Annotated in this window: 15 protein-coding genes; 13 read left to right on the top strand and 2 right to left on the bottom strand. The window is 70.6% G+C overall.

The annotated features are described in order from the left end of the window. Positions 1-7: 7 nt before the first annotated feature. Both ACWFR4_RS40355 and ACWFR4_RS40350 read right to left on the bottom strand, forming a co-directional pair. Positions 8-1231, bottom strand: coding sequence for a UDP-N-acetylglucosamine--N-acetylmuramyl-(pentapeptide) pyrophosphoryl-undecaprenol N-acetylglucosamine transferase (locus tag ACWFR4_RS40355; protein WP_453656634.1), 1224 nt, complete (start codon positions 1229-1231; stop codon positions 8-10). Between the two features lie 223 nt (positions 1232-1454). Beyond that, positions 1455-2486 (bottom strand): hypothetical protein, encoded by a 1032-nt coding sequence (locus tag ACWFR4_RS40350; RefSeq protein ID WP_453656594.1) that lies wholly within the window; start codon positions 2484-2486, stop codon positions 1455-1457. 1154 nt (positions 2487-3640) lie between these two features. Here ACWFR4_RS40350 and ACWFR4_RS40345 point away from each other — a divergent pair. From ACWFR4_RS40345 to ACWFR4_RS40285, 13 genes are all read left to right on the top strand, one after another. Continuing rightward, a complete protein-coding gene (locus ACWFR4_RS40345) occupies positions 3641-4546 on the top strand; it encodes a conjugal transfer protein (protein ID WP_453656593.1) in 906 nt (301 codons plus the stop codon). Next, the gene (locus ACWFR4_RS40340) at positions 4543-4875 is read left to right on the top strand and encodes a hypothetical protein (protein ID WP_453656592.1); all 333 of its coding nucleotides are present in this window, start codon (positions 4543-4545) and stop codon (positions 4873-4875) included. Before ACWFR4_RS40345 ends, ACWFR4_RS40340 begins: the two co-directional genes overlap by 4 nt. Further along, a complete protein-coding gene (locus ACWFR4_RS40335; RefSeq protein WP_453656591.1) occupies positions 4872-5414 on the top strand; it encodes a hypothetical protein in 543 nt (180 codons plus the stop codon). Before ACWFR4_RS40340 ends, ACWFR4_RS40335 begins: the two co-directional genes overlap by 4 nt. Further along, positions 5414-8110, top strand: coding sequence for an ATP-binding protein (locus ACWFR4_RS40330; RefSeq protein ID WP_453656590.1), 2697 nt, complete (start codon positions 5414-5416; stop codon positions 8108-8110). The genes ACWFR4_RS40335 and ACWFR4_RS40330 overlap by 1 nt, the downstream gene beginning before the upstream one ends. Next, complete coding sequence (locus ACWFR4_RS40325; RefSeq protein WP_453656589.1) at positions 8107-8520, top strand: hypothetical protein; 414 nt, start codon at positions 8107-8109, stop codon at positions 8518-8520. The genes ACWFR4_RS40330 and ACWFR4_RS40325 overlap by 4 nt, the downstream gene beginning before the upstream one ends. Further along, entirely contained in the window at positions 8520-11363 is a 2844-nt protein-coding gene (locus tag ACWFR4_RS40320) for a hypothetical protein (RefSeq protein ID WP_453656588.1), read from the top strand. The genes ACWFR4_RS40325 and ACWFR4_RS40320 overlap by 1 nt, the downstream gene beginning before the upstream one ends. Beyond that, the gene (locus tag ACWFR4_RS40315; protein ID WP_453656587.1) at positions 11360-12637 is read left to right on the top strand and encodes a C40 family peptidase; all 1278 of its coding nucleotides are present in this window, start codon (positions 11360-11362) and stop codon (positions 12635-12637) included. Before ACWFR4_RS40320 ends, ACWFR4_RS40315 begins: the two co-directional genes overlap by 4 nt. Next, positions 12634-13305 carry a hypothetical protein gene (locus tag ACWFR4_RS40310; RefSeq protein WP_453656586.1) on the top strand — a complete coding sequence of 224 codons (672 nt, stop codon included), beginning with the start codon at positions 12634-12636 and terminating at the stop codon, positions 13303-13305. Before ACWFR4_RS40315 ends, ACWFR4_RS40310 begins: the two co-directional genes overlap by 4 nt. Beyond that, entirely contained in the window at positions 13275-15890 is a 2616-nt protein-coding gene (locus ACWFR4_RS40305; protein ID WP_453656585.1) for an ATP/GTP-binding protein, read from the top strand. Before ACWFR4_RS40310 ends, ACWFR4_RS40305 begins: the two co-directional genes overlap by 31 nt. Beyond that, positions 15887-16822, top strand: a complete 936-nt coding sequence (locus ACWFR4_RS40300) for a replication-relaxation family protein (protein WP_453656584.1) — start codon at positions 15887-15889, stop codon at positions 16820-16822. Before ACWFR4_RS40305 ends, ACWFR4_RS40300 begins: the two co-directional genes overlap by 4 nt. Beyond that, a complete protein-coding gene (locus tag ACWFR4_RS40295; protein WP_453656583.1) occupies positions 16819-17124 on the top strand; it encodes a hypothetical protein in 306 nt (101 codons plus the stop codon). The genes ACWFR4_RS40300 and ACWFR4_RS40295 overlap by 4 nt, the downstream gene beginning before the upstream one ends. Positions 17125-17745: 621 nt before the next feature. Further along, a complete protein-coding gene (locus tag ACWFR4_RS40290; protein ID WP_384683450.1) occupies positions 17746-18051 on the top strand; it encodes a hypothetical protein in 306 nt (101 codons plus the stop codon). Between the two features lie 227 nt (positions 18052-18278). Next, a complete protein-coding gene (locus tag ACWFR4_RS40285; RefSeq protein WP_453656582.1) occupies positions 18279-18884 on the top strand; it encodes an ATP/GTP-binding protein in 606 nt (201 codons plus the stop codon). Positions 18885-18897: the final 13 nt, after the last annotated feature.

Genomic DNA, 18897 nt, shown 5'->3' with positions numbered 1-18897 from the left:
GCGCGCGTTATGCGGTGCGGGCAGCTTCCAGGAGCACGTCGACGAGCCGCTCCGCCGCGTCAGGCCGCCCGTGCTCGCGGGCGGCCTGAGCCATGCCCGCACGCCGGGCCGGGTCGGTCAGCAGCGGTCCGAGCGCTGCCTGCAGCCGCTGCGGGCTCGTCTCGCCCTCCAGAGCGACGGCGGCACCGGATTCCTGCAGGTGGCGTGCGTTGTGCGCCTGCTCGTTGCCCGCCGAGGACGCGAGGGGAATGAACACGGCGGGCTTGCCGAGCGCGGTGAGTTCCGCGAGGGTGCCCGCGCCGCTGCGGGACACGACGACGTCGGCCAGGGCGAGTACGTCCGGCAGCTCCGGGCCGACGAAGCCCGTCAGGTGATAGCGGCCGGACAGTGCTGCGGGCAGGGAAGCGGCAACGGTGCGCAGCTCGTCGACGTTCGCCGGGCCGCACTGGTGGACCACGTTCGCGCGCTCCAGCAGCCAGGGCAGTGACTGGGCGATCACCTGGTTGATCTGCTGCGCGCCCTGGGCGCCGCCCGTCACGTAGAGGGTGGGCAAGCGCCGGTCGAAGCCGGTCAGCTCCAGCGCGGTGACGGCCTTGTCGGCGTTGCCGGTGAGCACCTCTGGCCGGACCGGGTTGCCCGTGACGACGGCTGCTGCACGCACGTCCTGCGGCAGCAGGGAGAGGGAGGACTCCGAGGACACCGCGATGCGGGTGGCAGACCCGGCGAGCTTCCGGTTGGCCAGACCCAGACGCACCGTCTGCTCGTGCAGGACCAGGGGGCGCCGGCACAGGCGGGCGGCGAGGCCGGCGGGGACGGCGACGTATCCGCCCGTGGCAAGGACGACGTCCGGGGCGAATTCGGCGATCCGGGAGCGGGCCTGCGCGACGCCGAGCGGTACGCGCGCCATGTCCTTCACGTTCGCCGGGCCCAGCATCTTCAGTGGGTTCGACGAGCGGCGGATCTTGCCCGTGGCGACCGTGGTGAACGGGATGCCCTCGGCGGGCGCTACGCGCGCCTCCAGGCCCTCGGCCGTGCCGATCCACAAGACCTCCAGGCCGCGCCCCTGACCGGCGAGCCGGTTGCGCAAGGTACGCACAGCGGTGAGTGCCGGGTAGGTGTGACCGCCGGTTCCACCGCCCGTCACGACGAGGCGGAACGGCAAAGGCGTGGCACTGCTGGTCACGAGACATCCAATCTGGCTGCGCAGGGCAATACCCGTCGTGCTCAACATCCCGTCCGGGACAGGACGGGTGGCGAGGAACAAGCCTTCCACACTTCGCCCTCTCCCCCGCAGCCGTCCAGGGGTCCTGGGTTCCAAGGGCGGGACCGCTGAACGTCGTGCCACTCGCCGACAACCCCGCGGAGACCAGCGGCAGTATGCCGCCCGCCACGGCACGCCAGGCCAGGCCGCTCTCTCCAAATTGCAGTTTGATCATTGTGGCCGGTGGGGCGGATCATGGCTTCGCATGAACGCAGCGGGGGCACAGCGCGCCGGGGGCGCCCACCGGCCGTCCGCACAGGCCGTCCTGCCCCGGGCACTCAGGCTTGGGCGTGATCGCACCCACCGCCAGTGCCTGCGGGCTTGCCTCAGTGCCGGTGCTACGTGGCGGCGCCGTCCAGGAATGGCGAGCTTGCTCGGAGGCTGCGGCCAGGAGCGCGAGCTGCTGCAGGCGGGCGGCGACGAGGGCGGCCAGGGAGTGGGTGCGCTGCTGGGGTGGCGGGTAGGGGCGGCCCACGAGGGCTTCTCGGATGTGTTCGCGGCTGACTCCGCCCTGTAGGAGGCGGCCGACGAGCGGGGCCTGGTCGGCGAGGGTGGTGCCGGTGGCCAACGCTGCGTGGACGTCTGGGTGGTGTCGGGCGATCGACAACAACGTTTCCTCACCCCGGGCGGCCGTCTTTGCGTCCCTCCCTCCCCTGTCTTCGCGCGTGTCCTGGGCGGAGGGAGGGAGGGGGCTGGTGTTCTCCTCGTTGGTCTTCTTGAGCTTGTTCTTCTTATGGAGCGGATCTCCCTGCGCAGGCTCAGCCTGCGCAGGGAAACCCGACTTAGGTTCTGACCTGGGCGTTTGTAGACCACTGTCCAGGGGCGGGTTTTCCGACTCAGGTGCTGACCTGCGCGAACGCGGCAGCACCGCCTCCGTGCCCTCGTGCCGCTTGCCTGGCGGGGATGCCCACGGCGCTTGAGCGACGATCTCCACACCATCCGGCATATCGGTCAGGTAGTAGCGGGCCTCCCTCAGCCGCCCGCGTGGGTCGCGCTCACGTTCGCGGTGAAGGTAGCCGTGCCGCTCCAGTTCGCGCAGCGCCACCGTCAACGCGTCCTTCCCTTCGGGGCCGGCCTTGATGAGCATGGCGAGCGAGACGCCGTAGCCGTCACGGTGGCTGAGCAGTTCGACGAGCAGACCCCGGGCACGACGGGTCAGGCGGCGGTCGCGCACGGCGTGGTTGAACACGGTCGTGTAGTGGCTGCCGATGACGTCGACGGCCATCGGGCCCCGTTGGATCAGTCCGCCGAATCCTTGCCGCGCTCCGCTCACTGCTCACTCCGTCCGTCCGGGACCGGCAGCCGTGACGGCCGCAACTCTTGTGGTCCACGCCGGAGTTGACCCGCCAGGGCATACCGAAAGGCGCACCAGTGCGGGCGTACCGCAATCACGTCTGCATCACGTTCCGTCACGAGGGCCGGTACAGGCGTACCGGTCACCGGGCGCGCTACTCACGGCTGCGCAGGCGACTGCGCAGTGGCCGGCCGCGGGGCGAGACGGCGTCTCGGTCGTTGCGCAGTCGAGGAGTAGGCCGCGGTGCGCAGCCGGCTGCGTAGTGAGGGTGCGCAGCAGGCTGCGGGTCCTGGCGAGGTAACTGCGCATGCGGGCGCTGGTACGCAATGCGATCTTCAACGCGCGCGCTGAGACGTCGGGCAGTCTGTGTTCATCGCGGTGAGCACAGACTGCCCGCGGCCGTGTGCCTGGGACCGGGCCCGCGACCGGTACGGGCTTGTGGTGGCGGCCGGTCTGGGCGTACCGGTCCGACTGGCATGGCCAGACCGGCCAGGTCACAGGTCTGTTGACCGAGCGCGTCCTGGGGCGCGGGTACGGCTTTGTGTGGCGTGGGGAGCAGGCCGGTACGCCCTGCCGGCCAGCCCGTACCGATGTTGCGAGAGGCTGCGCAGGCTTGCGTACCAGGGTGTGCGCGGCCTCCCGCGCGACGTTGTGCGCACCCCTGTCGGATCGTCAGGCCCGGTGCGCAGTATCGAGGCCGCGCTGCGCACCGACTCGGGCGCGGTGCGCACTGCGCAGCTGGTTCGGGTTCCCCACCGATGCTGTGCAGTGGTCGAGCCAACCGGTCCGGGCCCGGGTGCGCAGCGGGTGCGCACTTGTGGTGCGCAGTCGTTCGACGCACTTGTGCAGCGGGCCGTCGTGCGTTGCGCAGTTGGCGTCTTGTCACGCTCGGTGCGGGCCTTCGTTGCGGAACGGTGGGCGGAAGGGCGCTCCCTGTGGGCGGTTGCGGCAGCTGGTACGGGCGTACCGGTGGATCGTGTCCCACTCGCAACTGCGGTCTGCGCAGACCGGTACGCCTTTCGGTACGCCCTGCCGGGTTGGGTCATGGCATCAACCACTTCCCCTCGCTCCATGGGAGATCGCAGATGCCAGCGCCCACTCTCGAGGCGCCGCCGACGGCGGCCGGTCTCGACCTCGAACGGACCCGCCGCATCATCCGTCTGGGGCGGGCCGGTGTGTGGGTCTGCCTGCTGGCCGGGCCCGCCGCCCTTGCTCTGGCGCTGACCCGGCCGCCGGTGACCGTGGTCACTCAGGGCGCTCCGGCTCCGGCCTCGAGCGCCGCCGCGGCGGTGGCGCCGTCCGATCCTTCCGGCTACGTCGCCGAGTTCGCCGATGCCTGGCTGCGTTCCGATGCCGACGCTCCCGACAGCGCCAGTGCGATGCGGGCGCTGCGGCTCGCTCCTGGTGTCGCTCTGCCTGAGCCGGCCGACGGTGCGAAGGCGCCGCAGAGGGTGACGGCGGTGCGCAGTGTGCATCGCAGCGGGAGCCAGTGGTCGGTGACCGTGGCGGCCCAGTACGCCGACGGTGTCCGCTACTTCGCTATGCCGGTCACCGCATCCGCGTCCGGCGGCGCGGTCGCTGTCACCGGCACGCCTGCGCTCGTGGCCGCGCCGGCCGTTGCCAAGGGTGCGCCCTCGGCGTACCGGGTCGAGGTGCCCGACGGGCCGCTGACCGACACCATTAGAGACTTTCTGACCGCCTACCTTGCCGGCAGCGGCGAGGTCGACCGGTACCTCGCCCCGCGGACTTCGCTGGGTGCCCTCGCTCCGGCCGTCGCCGATCAGGTCGACGTCGAGACGGTCACCGCGCGGGAGGAAGCGGCGGCCGCCGGACAGGTCGCTTCCGACAGCACTCGCGTGCACGTGACGGCGAGGGTGAGCGCGCACACGACGTCCGGGGCGTGGCCGCTGGCCTACGAGCTCACCCTGGCGGCGCGTGGCGGGCGCTGGGAGATCTCCGCGCTCACCTCGGGCGGGGGTGAGGCGAAGTGACCACGCTGCACCCGATGGTGCTCGCAGGGCAGCTCAACGACCTGGGCGACAGCTGGATCGACATGTTCAAGGGCTGGGCCACCAATGGTCTGGTCGTCGTGCTGCTCCTCATCGTCCTCTACGTACTGATCACCCGGTTCAGCCTCAAGGCCGGGGTCGGAGCGCTGCTGTTGATGGTGCTCGCGCTGGGCATCTACCAGGCCCGCCAGGACCTGGCGGACAAGGTGGAGGACGAGATCAAGAACCCGGCCAAGGGAGCAGCCGAGCTCCATGTGCCCTACGTGCCGGGGGCCGTGACTGCGCACGGGCCGAGTCGGGTGGCGTCGTGAGCGCGGCCGAGCCGGTGCGTACGGTCCGGTTCTATACGAGTGCGCGTCGTCTGCCGTGGGTGATCGGGAAGTTCGCCGACTGGAAGATCCCCTTCGGTCCGTTCAACGCGGTGCAGATCGGCGTGATGTCGATCGGCGGCCTGGTCCTGGTGCGCAGCGCCTCGTACTGGTGGTCGCTGCTGGGTCCTGTGCCGGTCGTCGTGTGGGTGGCTGCGCTCTTCGTGTGCCGCCGTCACAAGGTCGCCGGCCGAACCCCGGTGGGCGCAGCCCTCGGTGTGGGTGCCCGCCTGGTTCAGCCGACGGGTGGCCAAATCGGTGGCCGCGCCGCCCGCGACCGCCGTGCTCAGACGCTCACCGGCACCTTCACCCTGCAGCCCCTCACACGGGACCAGGCCGTCGCCGGGGAAGCTCGCGCCGCCGCTCCCGTGCGGCGTGCCGCTCGCCGTGCGGCACGACCGCAGCCCGCAGCGCCTGCCGTCGTTCGCCGTCCCCTCTCCCCGGTCCAGGCCGCTCTCCTCGCAGCGAAGGAGCAGAACTGATGCGTGTTCCCATCCGTCACATCGCCGGGCACCTCCTGTGGTCCGCCGAGGGCCACACGTGGGCGATGTACCGCCTGCACCCCGGTACGGACGAGCCCGGTCACAGCAGCGAGGCCGTCACCGGCGCCTACCTTCCGGCTGCGGTCCGCGAGGAGCAGCTGCAGCGCATCACGCAGCTGGTGCGTTCCCTGTCAGGTGAGCCGCGGCTGTTCGGGGTGTGCGCACAGGTCGACCCGTCCGAGGTCGCGTGGCGCATGCTCGAAGGCCTCCACGACGACGAGACCGGTGAGCTGATACCGGAGGCGGGTCCGTGGGTCGAGCATGTCGAAGCCGCGCTCGACGTTCTGGACGGGCAGGAGATGCACCGCCGCACCCTGTGGCTGGCCGTGCCTCTCTCCAGTGGCGCCAAGGGCGGGCGGGGCATGGTTCCCCGCGGCCTGGGGGTCGGTGCGTTCGGTGAACTGTCCGACTCGCTCGGGCTGAAGCCGTCGCCGGTCAGTGACACCGATCTGGCCCGGGCTTGTGAGAAGGCCGTGCAGATCGAGGCGCAGATGGCCGGAGCGGTCCCCTTTAGGCCGGCTCGTCCGGCCGAGATTGTCTGGCTCATCCAGCACGCGCTCCACCGCGGGATCAGTGAGCCCCTGCTGTCCGAGGCGGCATCGAGTGCGCTGTATGCGGGGCGGGTGCGGGACGGACTACTGGTCTCCCCCAGCTACGCGGACCTCCGTCAGGTCCGCCTCGAGGAAGGCGGCTCGCCGCGCAGCGCGCAGGCGGAAGGTGGCGGCAGGCGCGCGCTGTTCGGGGGGTTCCTCAAGCGCGGCGGCTCTTCGAGGGTGACGGGCCGGCAGTGGTGGAAGGAGGCGACGTCGCCGCTCCGCCGCCGGTGGCTGCAGGTCGAGACGCCGGAGGGAACCGGCTATCAGGCGCATCTGGTGCTGGCGGAATGCCCGCCCGCGCTGTCCGTGCAGGCCGCTGATCTGTTCGCGCAGCTCGACGTCCTGGATTTCCCGGTCGACTTCACCGTCGCTCTCACCCTGGTGGAGGCCGCCGAGGCGCGGCGCAAGATCCAGCGCAAGCGCACCGAGCTGGTCGACCAGGTCGACCAGTACGACGCCCGCCCCACCGGTCTGCCCTGCGACATCCCGGAGGCTGCCCGGGACCTTGGCGAGATGGACGCACGCCTGGCGCGGACCTCGGCCGAGGTAGAGGTGCAGTCGGTCACGGTACTCACCGTGTGGGCGCCGACTTCCGTCCTGTGTGATGCCCGGGCGCGTGCGCTGGAGAAGCTGCTGGCCGGTGTCGACTACCGCGTTGTGCGGCCGGTCGGCCTGCAGAACGAGCTGTTCACGCTCGGGCTGCCGGGCAGTGTCCGCCCGCTCGCGGTGCGGGAGTTCACCCAGCACCAGCTCGCGGAGGACTGGGCGATGTCCGGCGCTTTCGCCCGCAGTGAGGTGGGGGATCCGAACGGGATCCTGCTCGGCTTCGATCTGGACTGCGGCACCGCCCGCCCCGTGATGGTCAACGTGGCAGATGCACCCAAGCAGGACGCGAGTGCCTCACTCGCCGTCGTCGGGGATCTCGGCGGCGGCAAGAGCGTGCTGCAGAAGAACGTGCAGGGCGCGGTGGTCGACCGTGGGGCGCGGGCGATCTGCATCGACCGGACCCCGGTGCGCGAGTGGGCCACCTTCGCGCGCGGCGCGGCACCGGGCCGGTGTCAGGTCATCGACGCCGCGCAAGCCGAGTTGTCCATTGACCCACTGCGTCTGTTCCCCGGACCCGAGGGCCGCCAGTACGCGCTCAACTACCTGACCCTGCAGCTCGGCATCGGCGCCATGAGTGTCCAGGGCGAAGTCCTGCACCACGCGGTCGAGCAGGCCGCGGGCCTGCCCGATGCCTCGATGGCCAAGGTCGTCTCTGTTCTGGCCGAGACGGCCGCGGCCGCAACGGGCAAGCGCAGTGACGCGGCCGCGTCGGTGGCGGGGATGCTGAACCTGGTCACCAGCAACCCGCTCGCCGCCATGATCTTCGACCCGGCTCTGCCGGTCGCCCGCCTGAACGGTTCAAGCACCGCCGATCTGATCGTGATCACGACGGCAGGGCTGACGCTCCCTCCGAAGCAGGCGTTCGAGAACCCGGAGATCCTCCACCAGCAGCCCCTTGAGGCCCTGATCGGCCGCGCGGCGCTGTATCTGATCGCGGCGATGGCACGCCAGGCCGCGTTCGCCGACCCGTCCCGGTTCTGCGCCGTGGTCACCGACGAGCTGTACTGGCTGACCAGCTCCGCCGAGGGCACCGCGCTCGTGCACGAGATCCTGCACGACGGCCGCAAGCACAACGCCGGACTGTTCGCCGGGTCCCACGACGAGAAGGAACTCGGTCCCGACCGCGGTCTGTTCGCCTACAAGGCCCTGGCCCGTACGACGGATCGTGAGCGTGCCCGCCGCGGCCTGGACTTTATTGGTCTCGATGGCCGCGACGAGGACCTGCTGCGGCTGGTGACGACCAACCTCTCCCCCGTCGGTGTCACCGAACGCGCCGGCGAGATCCTCCTGACGGGACCGCGGCAGAACACCGGCCGGATCAAGGTCCATATCCCCGGCGTGGAGCGCATCGCCCGCCACATCACCACCACCCCCGGCAAGAGCCGCGCCACCGCGGCCGCCGCCCCACGCGTGAACAAGGAGGCGTCGGCGTGAGTAGCCGTCTGTGGGGGCGCCGCCGCGCGCTCGCCGCCTGTACCGGGACCGGCACCGTGATCGCCCTGCTCATTGCCGCGATCGTCTTCGTCATCGCCGCGCCCGGTGTCCCTTCGGCCTGGTGGCCGCAGACCGGAAACGCGTTCGCTGCCTCGCCCAGCGCTCCCGCCGACGCGGTCACCACGCCCGTTCAAGGCGCTGCACACGGGCAGGCACCTGCCGCCACACCGTCCAACGAGCCCGACGTGTGTGACGCGATCGTGGGGCCCGCGCACAGCTACTGCCTGGGCGCCCCGGCCCCGCAGTCCTCCAGCCACAGGATCACGCTGGCCGACTCGTGGCCGCTCGGGGTCCTGGGAGTCGGCATCGCGGCCCTGTACGTCGTCAACCGCCGTCATCGGGGGCTGTGATGTGGCGCCCGGATCGCGGCACGCTGCGCGCCGCCGGCTTCATAGCGCTGCTGGTGACGGTGTTCCTCACGGTGAACACGTCGGTCGCCTACGCGGCCAACAGCGCGAGTGCGCAGGGCGGGCTCCTTTCCCCGCTGGAGCTGGACACCTCCGAGGGCGTCTCCCTCAAGGGCTACGAACTCGGGGCGCAGGGCGCCAGCGTGTTCTCTCTGACGTCCAACTGGCAGGCCATGATCCTCAGCGGCTTGTTCACCGTGGTCCGGGTTTTCGTGGGGCTGGCGTGCTGGGCCATCGAGGTCGCCTACCGCTTCCCGTTGCTGAAGGTGCTGACGAAGCCGGCGCAGCGTCTGTCCGAGATCTACACCGAGACGGTTGTCGATGATCTCGGCCTCAAAAGCATGCTGCTGGCCTGGGCGTTCGTGTTCGGTCTCGTCCTGGTGGTGCGCGGTAAGCACGCGAAGGGGTTCGGTGAGATCGCCCTCACGCTGGTGATCGGCGCTTTGGCCGCGTCGGTGTTCATCACGCCGAACTTCCTGCTCGGCAAGGACGGTCCGATCCTGCAGACGCAGTCGGCCGCAGCTGAGGTCGCCCAGACGACCGTCAACGCGCACTCCTGGGGCGGCAAGATCTCCTCGGATGACCCGTGCGCGACCGTGTCCGGGCCTGCGTATCAGACGTGCTACGACGCCCAGGACGCCAAGACCCCTGAGGCGCAGAAGATCGCGAAGCCGATCCAGGACGCGGTGACCAACGCCCTCGTGGTCAAGCCCTTCATGTTGCTCGAATACGGACGGATCCTCGACCCGGCCAAACCGGCCGACCGCAAGGCCTACCGGGTGCACCTGATGTGGGTGTCCGGCGGTTACGACACCAACGACGGCCCGAAGGAGGAGGGCAAGGACGATCCCTGCGGTCTGGTCTTGGGCGACGCCAGGAAGTGGTGCGAGCGCAACCAAGGCGACAAGGGTCCGGACACACTGCCGGAGCTGACGCCGGGCGGCAAGCTCCTCGATGAGGTCGCTCCGGTCCTGTCCAAGGGCGACCAGGAATTCGCCGCGTTCCTCAAGGACCTGAGGAACGCGGGACCCGTGGGCAAGGACTGCGCCGAGTACGCGGAGCAGCCCAACTGGTGGCGCGTCGCCGGCGTCGTCATGGTGTTCATCGCAGCCCTGCTGATCTGTGCGCTGCTTCTGTCAGCCGCCATGGTCCTCGTGGGGATCACGGCGGTGTGCGCGGGGGCCGCAGCGAGCGGCGGGGTGTGCTTCGTGTGGGGCATGCTGCCCGGCCCGAGCAGGTCAGCGGTGTGGAGATGGCTGGCCCTGTTCGGGATTTCGATGGCCGCGATCCTCGCCGTCGCCACGTTCATCCCGGCCGTCGGGATCACCATCGACGTCGTCCTGACCGACGGCCCGGACCTGCTGGCCGAGCGCCTCCTCCTCATCGATGTCGTGGCGCTTGTCGGCCTCGCCTTCCACCGCCGCCTCCTGATGGTGATCACCTCGTTCAGCCAGCGCCTCACGCTGCGCATGCGGTACGCAAAGATCGGCGGCAGCCACCTGGCCGGCGACTCCCAGCTGGGGGCCGCGCTCGCCATGAGCGGCGTAGGAGGCAGCTACTACACCTCCAGGTCGCTGCGCGGCCACGACCGGACAGGGCTCAGCACCGCTGGCCTCCTGCAGGGCGTACTCGGTGGCGCAACCGACGGGGCCGGAATGCCAGGCGATCCGGCACGGCTGCTCACCGACGCGAACGCCGAGGCCTCACGCGGCCTCGCCCCGATCGGTGCGGCCGTCCTGGGGGCCCGCCTCACCGCGGGCGGCGCCTGGACAGTCCTGGTCGGGAAGAATCCGGGCGCAGCCAAGCTCAACTCCCTTCGCAAGCCGACGGCCGAGGACGACGTCAACGGCAGCGCCAACGGCAACGGAAGCGCCAGCGGGCAGCCCTCCACGTCCTCCGGGCAGAGCCCTGCATCTTCGGCCCGGCTCAACAAAGCTGCGGGCGGGCCGCGGGACCGCTACCGCGACGACGACGGGCAGATCATTGACCCGGACACCGGCGAGGTCCTGCACGACCAGAAAACCGACCGCACGCTCTTGTCGACGCGCGCCCACAACCGCCTGGTACGCCTGAGGGGATACCGCATCGCCCACCAAGGCGGCCGCATGCTCTACGGGGCGACACTGGGCCTGCCCGTCACCGCCCGCACCACCCAAGCCAGCGCCTCCCGTGCCACGAGCGACACCCGCCAGCAGCTGAAGGTATGGAGCAACACGCTGCGCCAGGACGGCCGCTCCTGGGGCAGCATGCTCCAGCAGCCGTCGAGGCAGCCCTCGGCCAGCAGCGGCCGCATCACCGGCACCTCCAGCGGCACCACCGCACGCCCTGTACGGGCGACGGCCGCCGCGACCGCACCCTCCGGGCGCACCGGCCCGTCCGGCCCGAGCGTCCCGAACCCTACTGCTGCCACGTCGTGGAGCACGGTGACTGCACCGTCCGGACCCGGCGCCATCGGGCCCCGGCTTCGCCCCGCCTCGGGAGGCGCGGGGACCGCAGCTTCCGGCCCTGGGACCGCCGGTCCCAGGCCGCGCCCGAGCGCGCCGTCCCCGGCACAGCCCCAGCCGCAGCAGCCCCCGCACACAACTCCTCCGTCCACCCCCCAGCCGCCTCCGGCGGGCAACACAGGGCGCGTGCCCGGCTCGCCGCGGCGGCCCAGCGGTGGGCTCGGCTCCTCCGATGCCGCACGGCAGGCCGCGCAGGACATGTTCCGCCGCATCCAGGAGAACAACGCCCGCAACCAGCGCCCCGCTGATGACACGGGCCAGGACGGCGGTGACGACGGGTGAACAGTCGCCAGCCGCAGCGGCGCTCACGCCGCTTCCTCAAGTGGGGCCTGGTCTCCGGTCTCCTTCTCGCCCTGACCGTGAGCTGCATGGCTCCCTTGTCCGGCGCGGCCGACCGACTGGCCTTGCTGTCCCAGCAGGACAACGCCGACGCAGGTCTCGCCGAGGCCGGCAGCAGCGCGGACATCCCGCCGCGCATGCTCAAGGCCTACAAGAACGCCGTGCACCTGATCGGTTCCAGGGTGCCGAAGTGCCGGGGGATGCGCTGGCCGGTCCTGGCCGGGATCGCCAAGGCCGAGTCCAACCACGCCTCAGGACGTGGCATCGCCTCCAACGGCGACATCCGGCCCAAGATCTACGGGGTGCTCCTCAACGGCTCCGGCGCGGGCGGTAACACCAGCGTGTTCACCGATACCGACGGCGGGAAGTGGGATGGCACCGCTGTGGGTGAACGCGCGGTCGGCCCCTTCCAGTTCATGCCCGCCACCTGGGAATCAACCGGGCAGGACGCCAACAAGGACGGGGACCGCGACCCGCACAACGCGGATGATGCTGCGCTCGGCGCGGCCGTGTATCTCTGCGGGAAGGGCCGCAACCTTGCTGCCGCCTCTCAGCTGCGGGCTGCGGTCTTTCAGTACAACCACAGCAACGAGTACGTCGCAGGCGTCACCGGCTGGATCAGGCAGTACAGCGCTGCCGCCGGTACCAGTGGCAGTGGCAGTGGCAGCGGCAGCGGCAGCGGCAGCGGCAGCGGCAGCGGCAGCGGCAGCGGCAGCGGCAGCGGCAGCGGCAGCGGCAGCGGCAGCGGCAGCGGCAGCGGGAGTCTGAAGGGCGTCACCGGCAAGGCGCGCACCGTGATCGAGGCGGCTCTCTCGCAGCGGGGAGCGCCGTATGCGTGGGGCGGTGGAACCGCCGGCGGTGCGTCGACCGGATCGTGCTGTTCGCCCAGCGGCAAGTCCGGCGCAGGGATCAAGGGATTCGACTGCTCGGGCCTGACGATGTACGCGTTCGCGCGGGCCGGGATCCGGCTGCCGCGCACTGCGGCAGCGCAGGCCGGCCAAGGCCGGCGCATTCCCGCCTCCGCGGGTCAAGGAGCGCTGCAGCCGGGCGACTTGGTGTTCTTCGGCTATGCCCCCGGGCGGGATTCGACGATCTATCACGTCGGGATCTATCTCGGTGGTGGACAGATGGTCAACGCCGCCCGCCCCGGCACCCTCGTCCGCAAGGACCCGGTCGATGCCATGCCCGGCTACGCGGGAGGGGCCAGACTCCTGTGACCCAGCTTCCGGCACACAGTGGGGTGCGCCGTGGCGGCCCGTGGCTGCTGCTCGCGGTGACGGTGGCGCTGACCGCACTCGGCGTGATGCTCCTGCTTCCCGCGGTGCGAGCGGATGACACCGCGCGCCCGAAAGGGGCAGTGCACTCCGCTGCGGCCAACGGGGGTTTCAACGACGCGCCGGGCGGGCGGCGTGCGCCGAGGGGCCTGCGTTCCTCCGCGCCGCTAGCGCGGACCGCCCCGGCAGCGAAGAGTGCGGCGGCGGTTGAGTTGGCGCCGCGCGGTGAGGGCAGGGCCGGGGACCGGCAGATCCAGGAGGTGCTGGAGCGCTCCTGGCCGGCCGACCTCCCAAAGCGACAGGCCGCCGACCTGGTGGCGGTGGCTCGCGCCGTGCTGATCGCGGACGTCACCGGCGTGGGCCGCGGCCGCTTCCCCACCGCCTTTCCCGCACGCGGCGGGCCGGTGGTCGCGCCCGCCTTCAGCCGGGTGCGGATCCAGGCCGCCATCGCCCGCAAGGACACCACCACGCCAGGCCGGGCGGTCGTGCATCTGGTGTGGGCCGGAGCCGACCGTGGCGGCACCTACACCGACGGCCGCCTCGCTGACCTCACCTTCCGCCACAGCCAAGGAGATGCCGCATGGACACCGCTTCCGCCCACCTCACGATGACCCCCCTGGCCATGCCGGGCCTCGCCGACGCCGCGTTCACGCTGGTCCATGTGTCGTGGTGGCTGATGCTCCACTGGTATGTGCCGCTCGCCGTCGCCGGCCTCGCATGCGCGGGCTGGCAGTGGGTGACCCGCCGGACGGGGGCGAAGGCCTCACAGGAGCGGTGCGTGCTCACCATGGAACCGGCCCCGTACTTCAATCCGGATGAGGAGCGGGTACTGCGGCAGGGCCTCAAACTGCTGCAAGCCGCGAACGCGTTGCCGTGGTGGGCGCCCAAACGGTCCCGCTCCGTGCGCATCCGCCTACGGTCGGACGAGGCCCATCCGCTGTCCTACCGGTTGGAGGGCCCGCCGGGGGCGGCGAAATTCCTGTGCACCAGCGCCTTCGGCGAGGGCGTGAGCATCACCGTGCCGGACCCGGATGGGGAAGTGCGGGATGACGGCCGGGATTTCGAGGTTCGTGGGGAGATGGTGCTGCGCGGCAACCCTGCCGCCTATCTGCGCGAGGTACCGCTCGAGCCGGATCCGCTGCAGCCCATCGTGGACGCGGTCAGCGCGCTCAAGACCGAGCTCGGTGACCTGGTCGAGGTGTGCATCGACCTGCAGCCTGCGCCTCGTCTTGCGTTGCGGATGCAGCGCCTGCAGATGATCCAGCGGGCGCGTGGGGTGGAACACCGCGAGGCGCGCGCCGCGAGTCGGTGGATGCGCCAGGACGTCGCCGCGGCCGCCGATTCGCTGCGCGCCCTCGCGCAGGGGCGCCGCGGGCAGGCCGCCCCGCTGATCGTGCCGCAGGCACGGCGCGTCGACCGGGACAAGGCGCTGGGCAAGCTGGCCGCGGACACCGCGCTGGCCCGCGTACAGATTTTGATCCGGTGCGCCTCGGACAAGGAGGGGCGTGCGCGTGCCCTGCTGTCCCAACTGCAGGGCGGCTTTCAGGTGTTCGCTCACGAGGCGCGCCTCGCGCCGCGCGGGATGCGGTTTCTGGCGTGGTGGTGGGGTCCCGACCAGTGGCCCCGCAAGGCGGGCTGGCAGCGCCGGTGGGACAGCGGTCAGTGCCGGCCGCCCAAGGCGAACCTGGCGCGCCTTTGCGAGCTTGCGGGGCTGCTCAAGCCGCCCACCGTGCACTGCCGGCTGCCGATCCTTCCCTCCCAGCTGCCGACGTTCGAGCACGGCAACCCCCAGCTGCTCCTGCAGGGCGTGGTCGTCGAACCCGGCGGCGCACGCAGGCTGGTGGCCACCTTTGAGGCGGAGACGCTGTTCGAGACGGGGGTGGGCAAGGCGGGCGGCGGTAAGACGGAGCGGGCTCTGGCCCAGGCCATCGCGCTCGCGCACACCGGGGCAGGCCTGCTGTATGTGGACCCCCACCGCGACTCGTGGGAGCGGGCCGCCCCCTACCTGGCGCACCCGATGCTGATGTCCCGCATCCAGCTCATCGACCTCAACCCCACCGGCGCCAAGGGGCCCGTCGGCGCGTGGAATCTGCTGGACATGCGCGGCGGCCGCGCCCGGCACGAGGTGGTGGCAGCTGTCGTCGACGGTCTGGCCGCAGGCATGAACTGGGACGACTCGAGCACTCCGCGCGGCATCACGATTTTGACCGCGTGTGTGCAGGTCCTCGCGGCCGTCAACGAACTCGCCGTCCACGCCGCGCAGCCGCAGCCCCAGGCGCAGACGACGGTGTTCCACATCCGTTCGCTGCTGACCGACAGTGCATTCCGCGCAGAGGCCCTGGCTGCCGTGTCCGGGCACATCGGGGAGGAATCCCTGTCGTGGTGGCGCACGGTGTTCCCGACCCTGGCCCTGGACGCGTTCGGGATCATCCTCAACCCTCTGGCGCGCCTCGCCGACAACCCTGTCTACTACGCCTTTCTGGGCCAGCCGGAATCCCGCCTCGACCTGCGCCGGGCCATGGACACACGGCGAGTGCTGTGGGTGTGCACCGCCGGGAACGGGCCCACCGACCGGCTCGTCTCCTCCCTGATCGCACACGAACTCCTGCGGGCCGGCCGCTCCCGGCGCGACATGCCGCCCGATCAGCGTCTCCCCTTCCGCGCCTTCCTCGACGAACTCATCACGATCGCAGGCAGTGCACCCGAGAGCCTGGCCGCCATGTTCGAGGACCTGCGCAAGTTCCAGGTCCGCATCCACGGCATGACCCAGGCCCTGGGACGCCTGCCCCAGCCCGTGCGGGACGCCCTGCTGCAGAACTCCTCCACGCTGGCCACCACCACCGGCTCACACAAGGTCGTCTCCGCGATCACCGCCGAATGGGGCGATCGGCCCGGCCCCGAACAGGTCGTGGCCCTCCCCCGGTACCAGCACTACGCGTCGTTCACCGTCGAAGGCCGGCGCGTCGGCCCGCTCCATCTGCACGGTCCGCACCTCGATGACGACTTCAAAGACCTCGCCCACCCCAAGGCGGTGACCGCACTCGTCAACCGTGCTCACCGTGCCTCGGGCGCCCAGGCGCTGGACGCGCAGACCGCAAGCGCGTCTGCGCAGATCGACCGCGTCCGCAGCTTCCTGAGCAGCTGCACGCCCGCCCAGGCTTCACCCACCAGTCTTGCGAAGGGATACCGCTCTTGACCAGCCCCGCCTCCAGCGGCCGCGCCGCATCCGAGTCGGCCGGCTTCGTGCCCAGCTACAGCGAGGGTCTCGCCCATCAGGTCCTGGGGATGATCGCTCAGCATCGCATCGTCACCAACAGCCTTCTGCACGCCGTGCTCCTGCCCGGACGCCGCCGTGAACAGCTCTCCCGCGCGCTGTCGAGGCTGCGGCGCGAAGAAGCCGCCGACTTCGTCGTGCTGCCCGCCTCGCACGGCACGCGGGCCTGGTTCCTCACCGAACGCGGGGCCGAACTCACCCGGCATCTGCCGCAGCTGAGGGACCGGCCGGCGTATCCGATCACGAGCGCGAGTGCCGCGTCGCTGCGGACCGCGCACACGCTGGCCGTGGTGCGCGCGCACGCCGCGTTCGCTGTCTCCGCCCACCGGCGCGGTGACGAGCACGGGCCATGGGACTGGACGCCCGAAGTAGCCCACAACCTCGGCGACGGCGAACGCGTCATCGCCGATGCCCTCATGCACTACACCCACCACACCGACGACGGGCAGCGCATCAAGTTCCGTGCGTTCGTCGAGGTCGACCGGGCCACCATGAGCAGCGAACGCCTGGCCGCCAAACTCATCGAGTACGCCCGGTTCCGCATCTACGAACCACACGCCGCGGGGACACGGCGCTCACGCACCGACGCACTGGGCGGCCCCGCGTGGCTGCGCTGGTACCCCGCCTTCCCCCGCATCCTGTTCATCCTCACCGGAGCCGGCCCCACCGCACTCGGCAACCGCATCGACGACCTGCGCGCCATGGCCCGCGAACACCCCACGGTCGCCGCGCTCGCCCGCGACGTCCCCCTCGGCGCTGCCGTCCTGGAAGACATCGAAACCCTGGGAGTCGACGCCCCCGTCTGGCACTGCTTGCGCGGTAGTGAGGGACAGCGGCCATGGACCCAGCTATGAGCTCGCGAAGACCCGGGAGACGCCCAGGCCCGGATGTCGGGTGCCTACTGGGCGGACCGGCACGGCTGCGCTGGTACCCGCTCTTCCTACACATCCTCACCGGCGCCGACCCCACCGCCCTCGCCCACCGCATCGACGACGTGCGCGCCATGGCCGGTGAACACCCCACAGTCGCCGCACTCGCCCGCGACGTCCCCCTCGGCGCCGCCGTACACGAAGACCTGGAAGCCCACGCAGTCCACACCCCCGCCTGGCACGCCCTCACCACAGACACCACACCCCGGCCCTGGACCCAGCTGTGAAACCGCCTCGCCACGGAACCCGCGCCTCCGATCAGCAGCCCCGGCCCCACCCTTCGCAGAAGTAACCACGATATTGCGCCAACTTGCCGAATACGCAGGCTAGTTGTGACCGATATTTCCCAATGAACGGTATGCGCCACACGAGTTGAGGGGTGCACACGCGCTTACCCACAAGTAGTCTTCCGTCACTCAACAGAATCACCCCAGCTCCACCAACACCACCAACCCCACGGGAGACACCCAAATCCCGCGGCCAAGGTGTCCGGCACAGCACCACAACGGGGAGACGTCATGCACCGACCAGCACGACGCCAGGCATATTCCAGCATTCACAGGTGGAAAAGCGGACGCTCAATCTGTGCCGCGCTTTCCGTAGCAGCGCTTACCGCCGGTGCGCTCACCGGATGCACCAGCACAGACAGCAAGGGCCCCGAGGCCACGCTCGGCCCGTCCGATCCGCCGACATCACCCAAGGCGTCGAGCACTCCCAGCCCGAGCCCGTCCCCGTCCGCTACGGGAGAGGCCGCCGCGGTCCAGCGTGCGTATGAGGGGTACTGGAAGGCCAACGTCGCCGCGTACGCCAAGGGCAGCATCGACGGAACGGATATCAAGAAGTATGCGGTGGCCGAGGCACTACTCGACACCAAAAACGACCTGGCCGCGCTGAAGCAGCAGGGGTACGTGGCCACGGGAAAGCCGTCGCTGTCGCCGAAGTACGGCGCCGTCGACGACAGCCGCAAGGTCCCGCGGTCCAAGTTCACGGACTGCGTGGACATCACCAGGTGGAAGCTGGTGAAGAAGTCGAACGGCAAGGAGGTACAGCTCCCCAAGGAACGTCTCCTGCGCCACACGAGCAAGGTGATTGCGGAGAAGTGGGACGGGCACTGGGTGATCGTCCGCGCGACGCAGGAGGAGCAGAAATGCTGAGGCGCAATCGCTGGGTCGCGCCCCTTGCTGCCGGAGCACTCTCCCTCACCTGCGGCGTCGCTGCCGCCGACGGCGGCACGACGCACGGCTGGTGCGCGTCCAAACAATTCTGCGTGAGCGCAGGCAGCTCAGGAACTCCGGGAGGCTCGTCCTCCGGGGGCCCCTCCAAGGGGCGGCCGGCCGGAGCCAAGAAGGGTGGCAAGGCCCCGAAGTGCAAGGTCCAGCGCATGGATCCGCAGCCGGATCCTGGCGCCTTCTGGTATCCGGGCGAAGGAAAGGTGGCTTACGAGCGCACCTGCCCTGACGGCGTGACCACCCACTTTGCGGGGGCCCCAGGCGCGGCCGGGCCGACAGTCGATCCAGCTGTGGTGGCGCAGCAGGCCGTGGATTCCATGAAGCTGCTCGGGCCGAAGGTGGCCAGCCCACGGGCGAACGCCAAGTACGTCGTCGGGATCCCGATGTGGCTGTGGGTGACCCCGAGTGCGACGACGTTCGGGCCGAACACGGCGACCGCGTCGGCCGGCGGGGTATCGGTCACGGCGACGGCCAAGGTGTCAAAGATCGCCTGGAGCATGGGTGACGGCGAGAAGGTCATCTGCGAGGGCGCGGGCACGCCGTTCAAAAACACGCATAACGGCATCGAGTCACCAGACTGCGGCCACACCTACCAGGAACCGTCCACGCAGGAGCCGGGCACGAAGTACCACGTGTCGGCGACCGCGTACTGGGACGTGACGTGGGAGGCGAGCACCGGCGAGCAGGGGCAGATCCTCACCACGCGTGAGACCGATGTGGCGTTCACCATGGGCGAGCTGCAGGCCGTGGGCAGCTGACGCTGCGGGCCGC

The organism is Streptomyces sp. NPDC055140 (assembly GCF_053607285.1).
Note: the sequence above shows the minus strand (reverse complement) of the source record. Positions and strands in the feature narration are given on the sequence as shown.

Coding starts and splice junctions, on each gene's coding strand:
- ACWFR4_RS40355 (WP_453656634.1), bottom strand. CDS start 1,231: ATGTTGAGCACGACGGGTATTGCCCTGCGCAGCCAGATTGGATGTCTC.
- ACWFR4_RS40350 (WP_453656594.1), bottom strand. CDS start 2,486: ATGGCCGTCGACGTCATCGGCAGCCACTACACGACCGTGTTCAACCAC.
- ACWFR4_RS40345 (WP_453656593.1), top strand. CDS start 3,641: ATGCCAGCGCCCACTCTCGAGGCGCCGCCGACGGCGGCCGGTCTCGAC.
- ACWFR4_RS40330 (WP_453656590.1), top strand. CDS start 5,414: ATGCGTGTTCCCATCCGTCACATCGCCGGGCACCTCCTGTGGTCCGCC.
- ACWFR4_RS40320 (WP_453656588.1), top strand. CDS start 8,520: ATGTGGCGCCCGGATCGCGGCACGCTGCGCGCCGCCGGCTTCATAGCG.
- ACWFR4_RS40305 (WP_453656585.1), top strand. CDS start 13,275: ATGGACACCGCTTCCGCCCACCTCACGATGACCCCCCTGGCCATGCCG.
- ACWFR4_RS40295 (WP_453656583.1), top strand. CDS start 16,819: ATGAGCTCGCGAAGACCCGGGAGACGCCCAGGCCCGGATGTCGGGTGC.
- ACWFR4_RS40285 (WP_453656582.1), top strand. CDS start 18,279: ATGGATCCGCAGCCGGATCCTGGCGCCTTCTGGTATCCGGGCGAAGGA.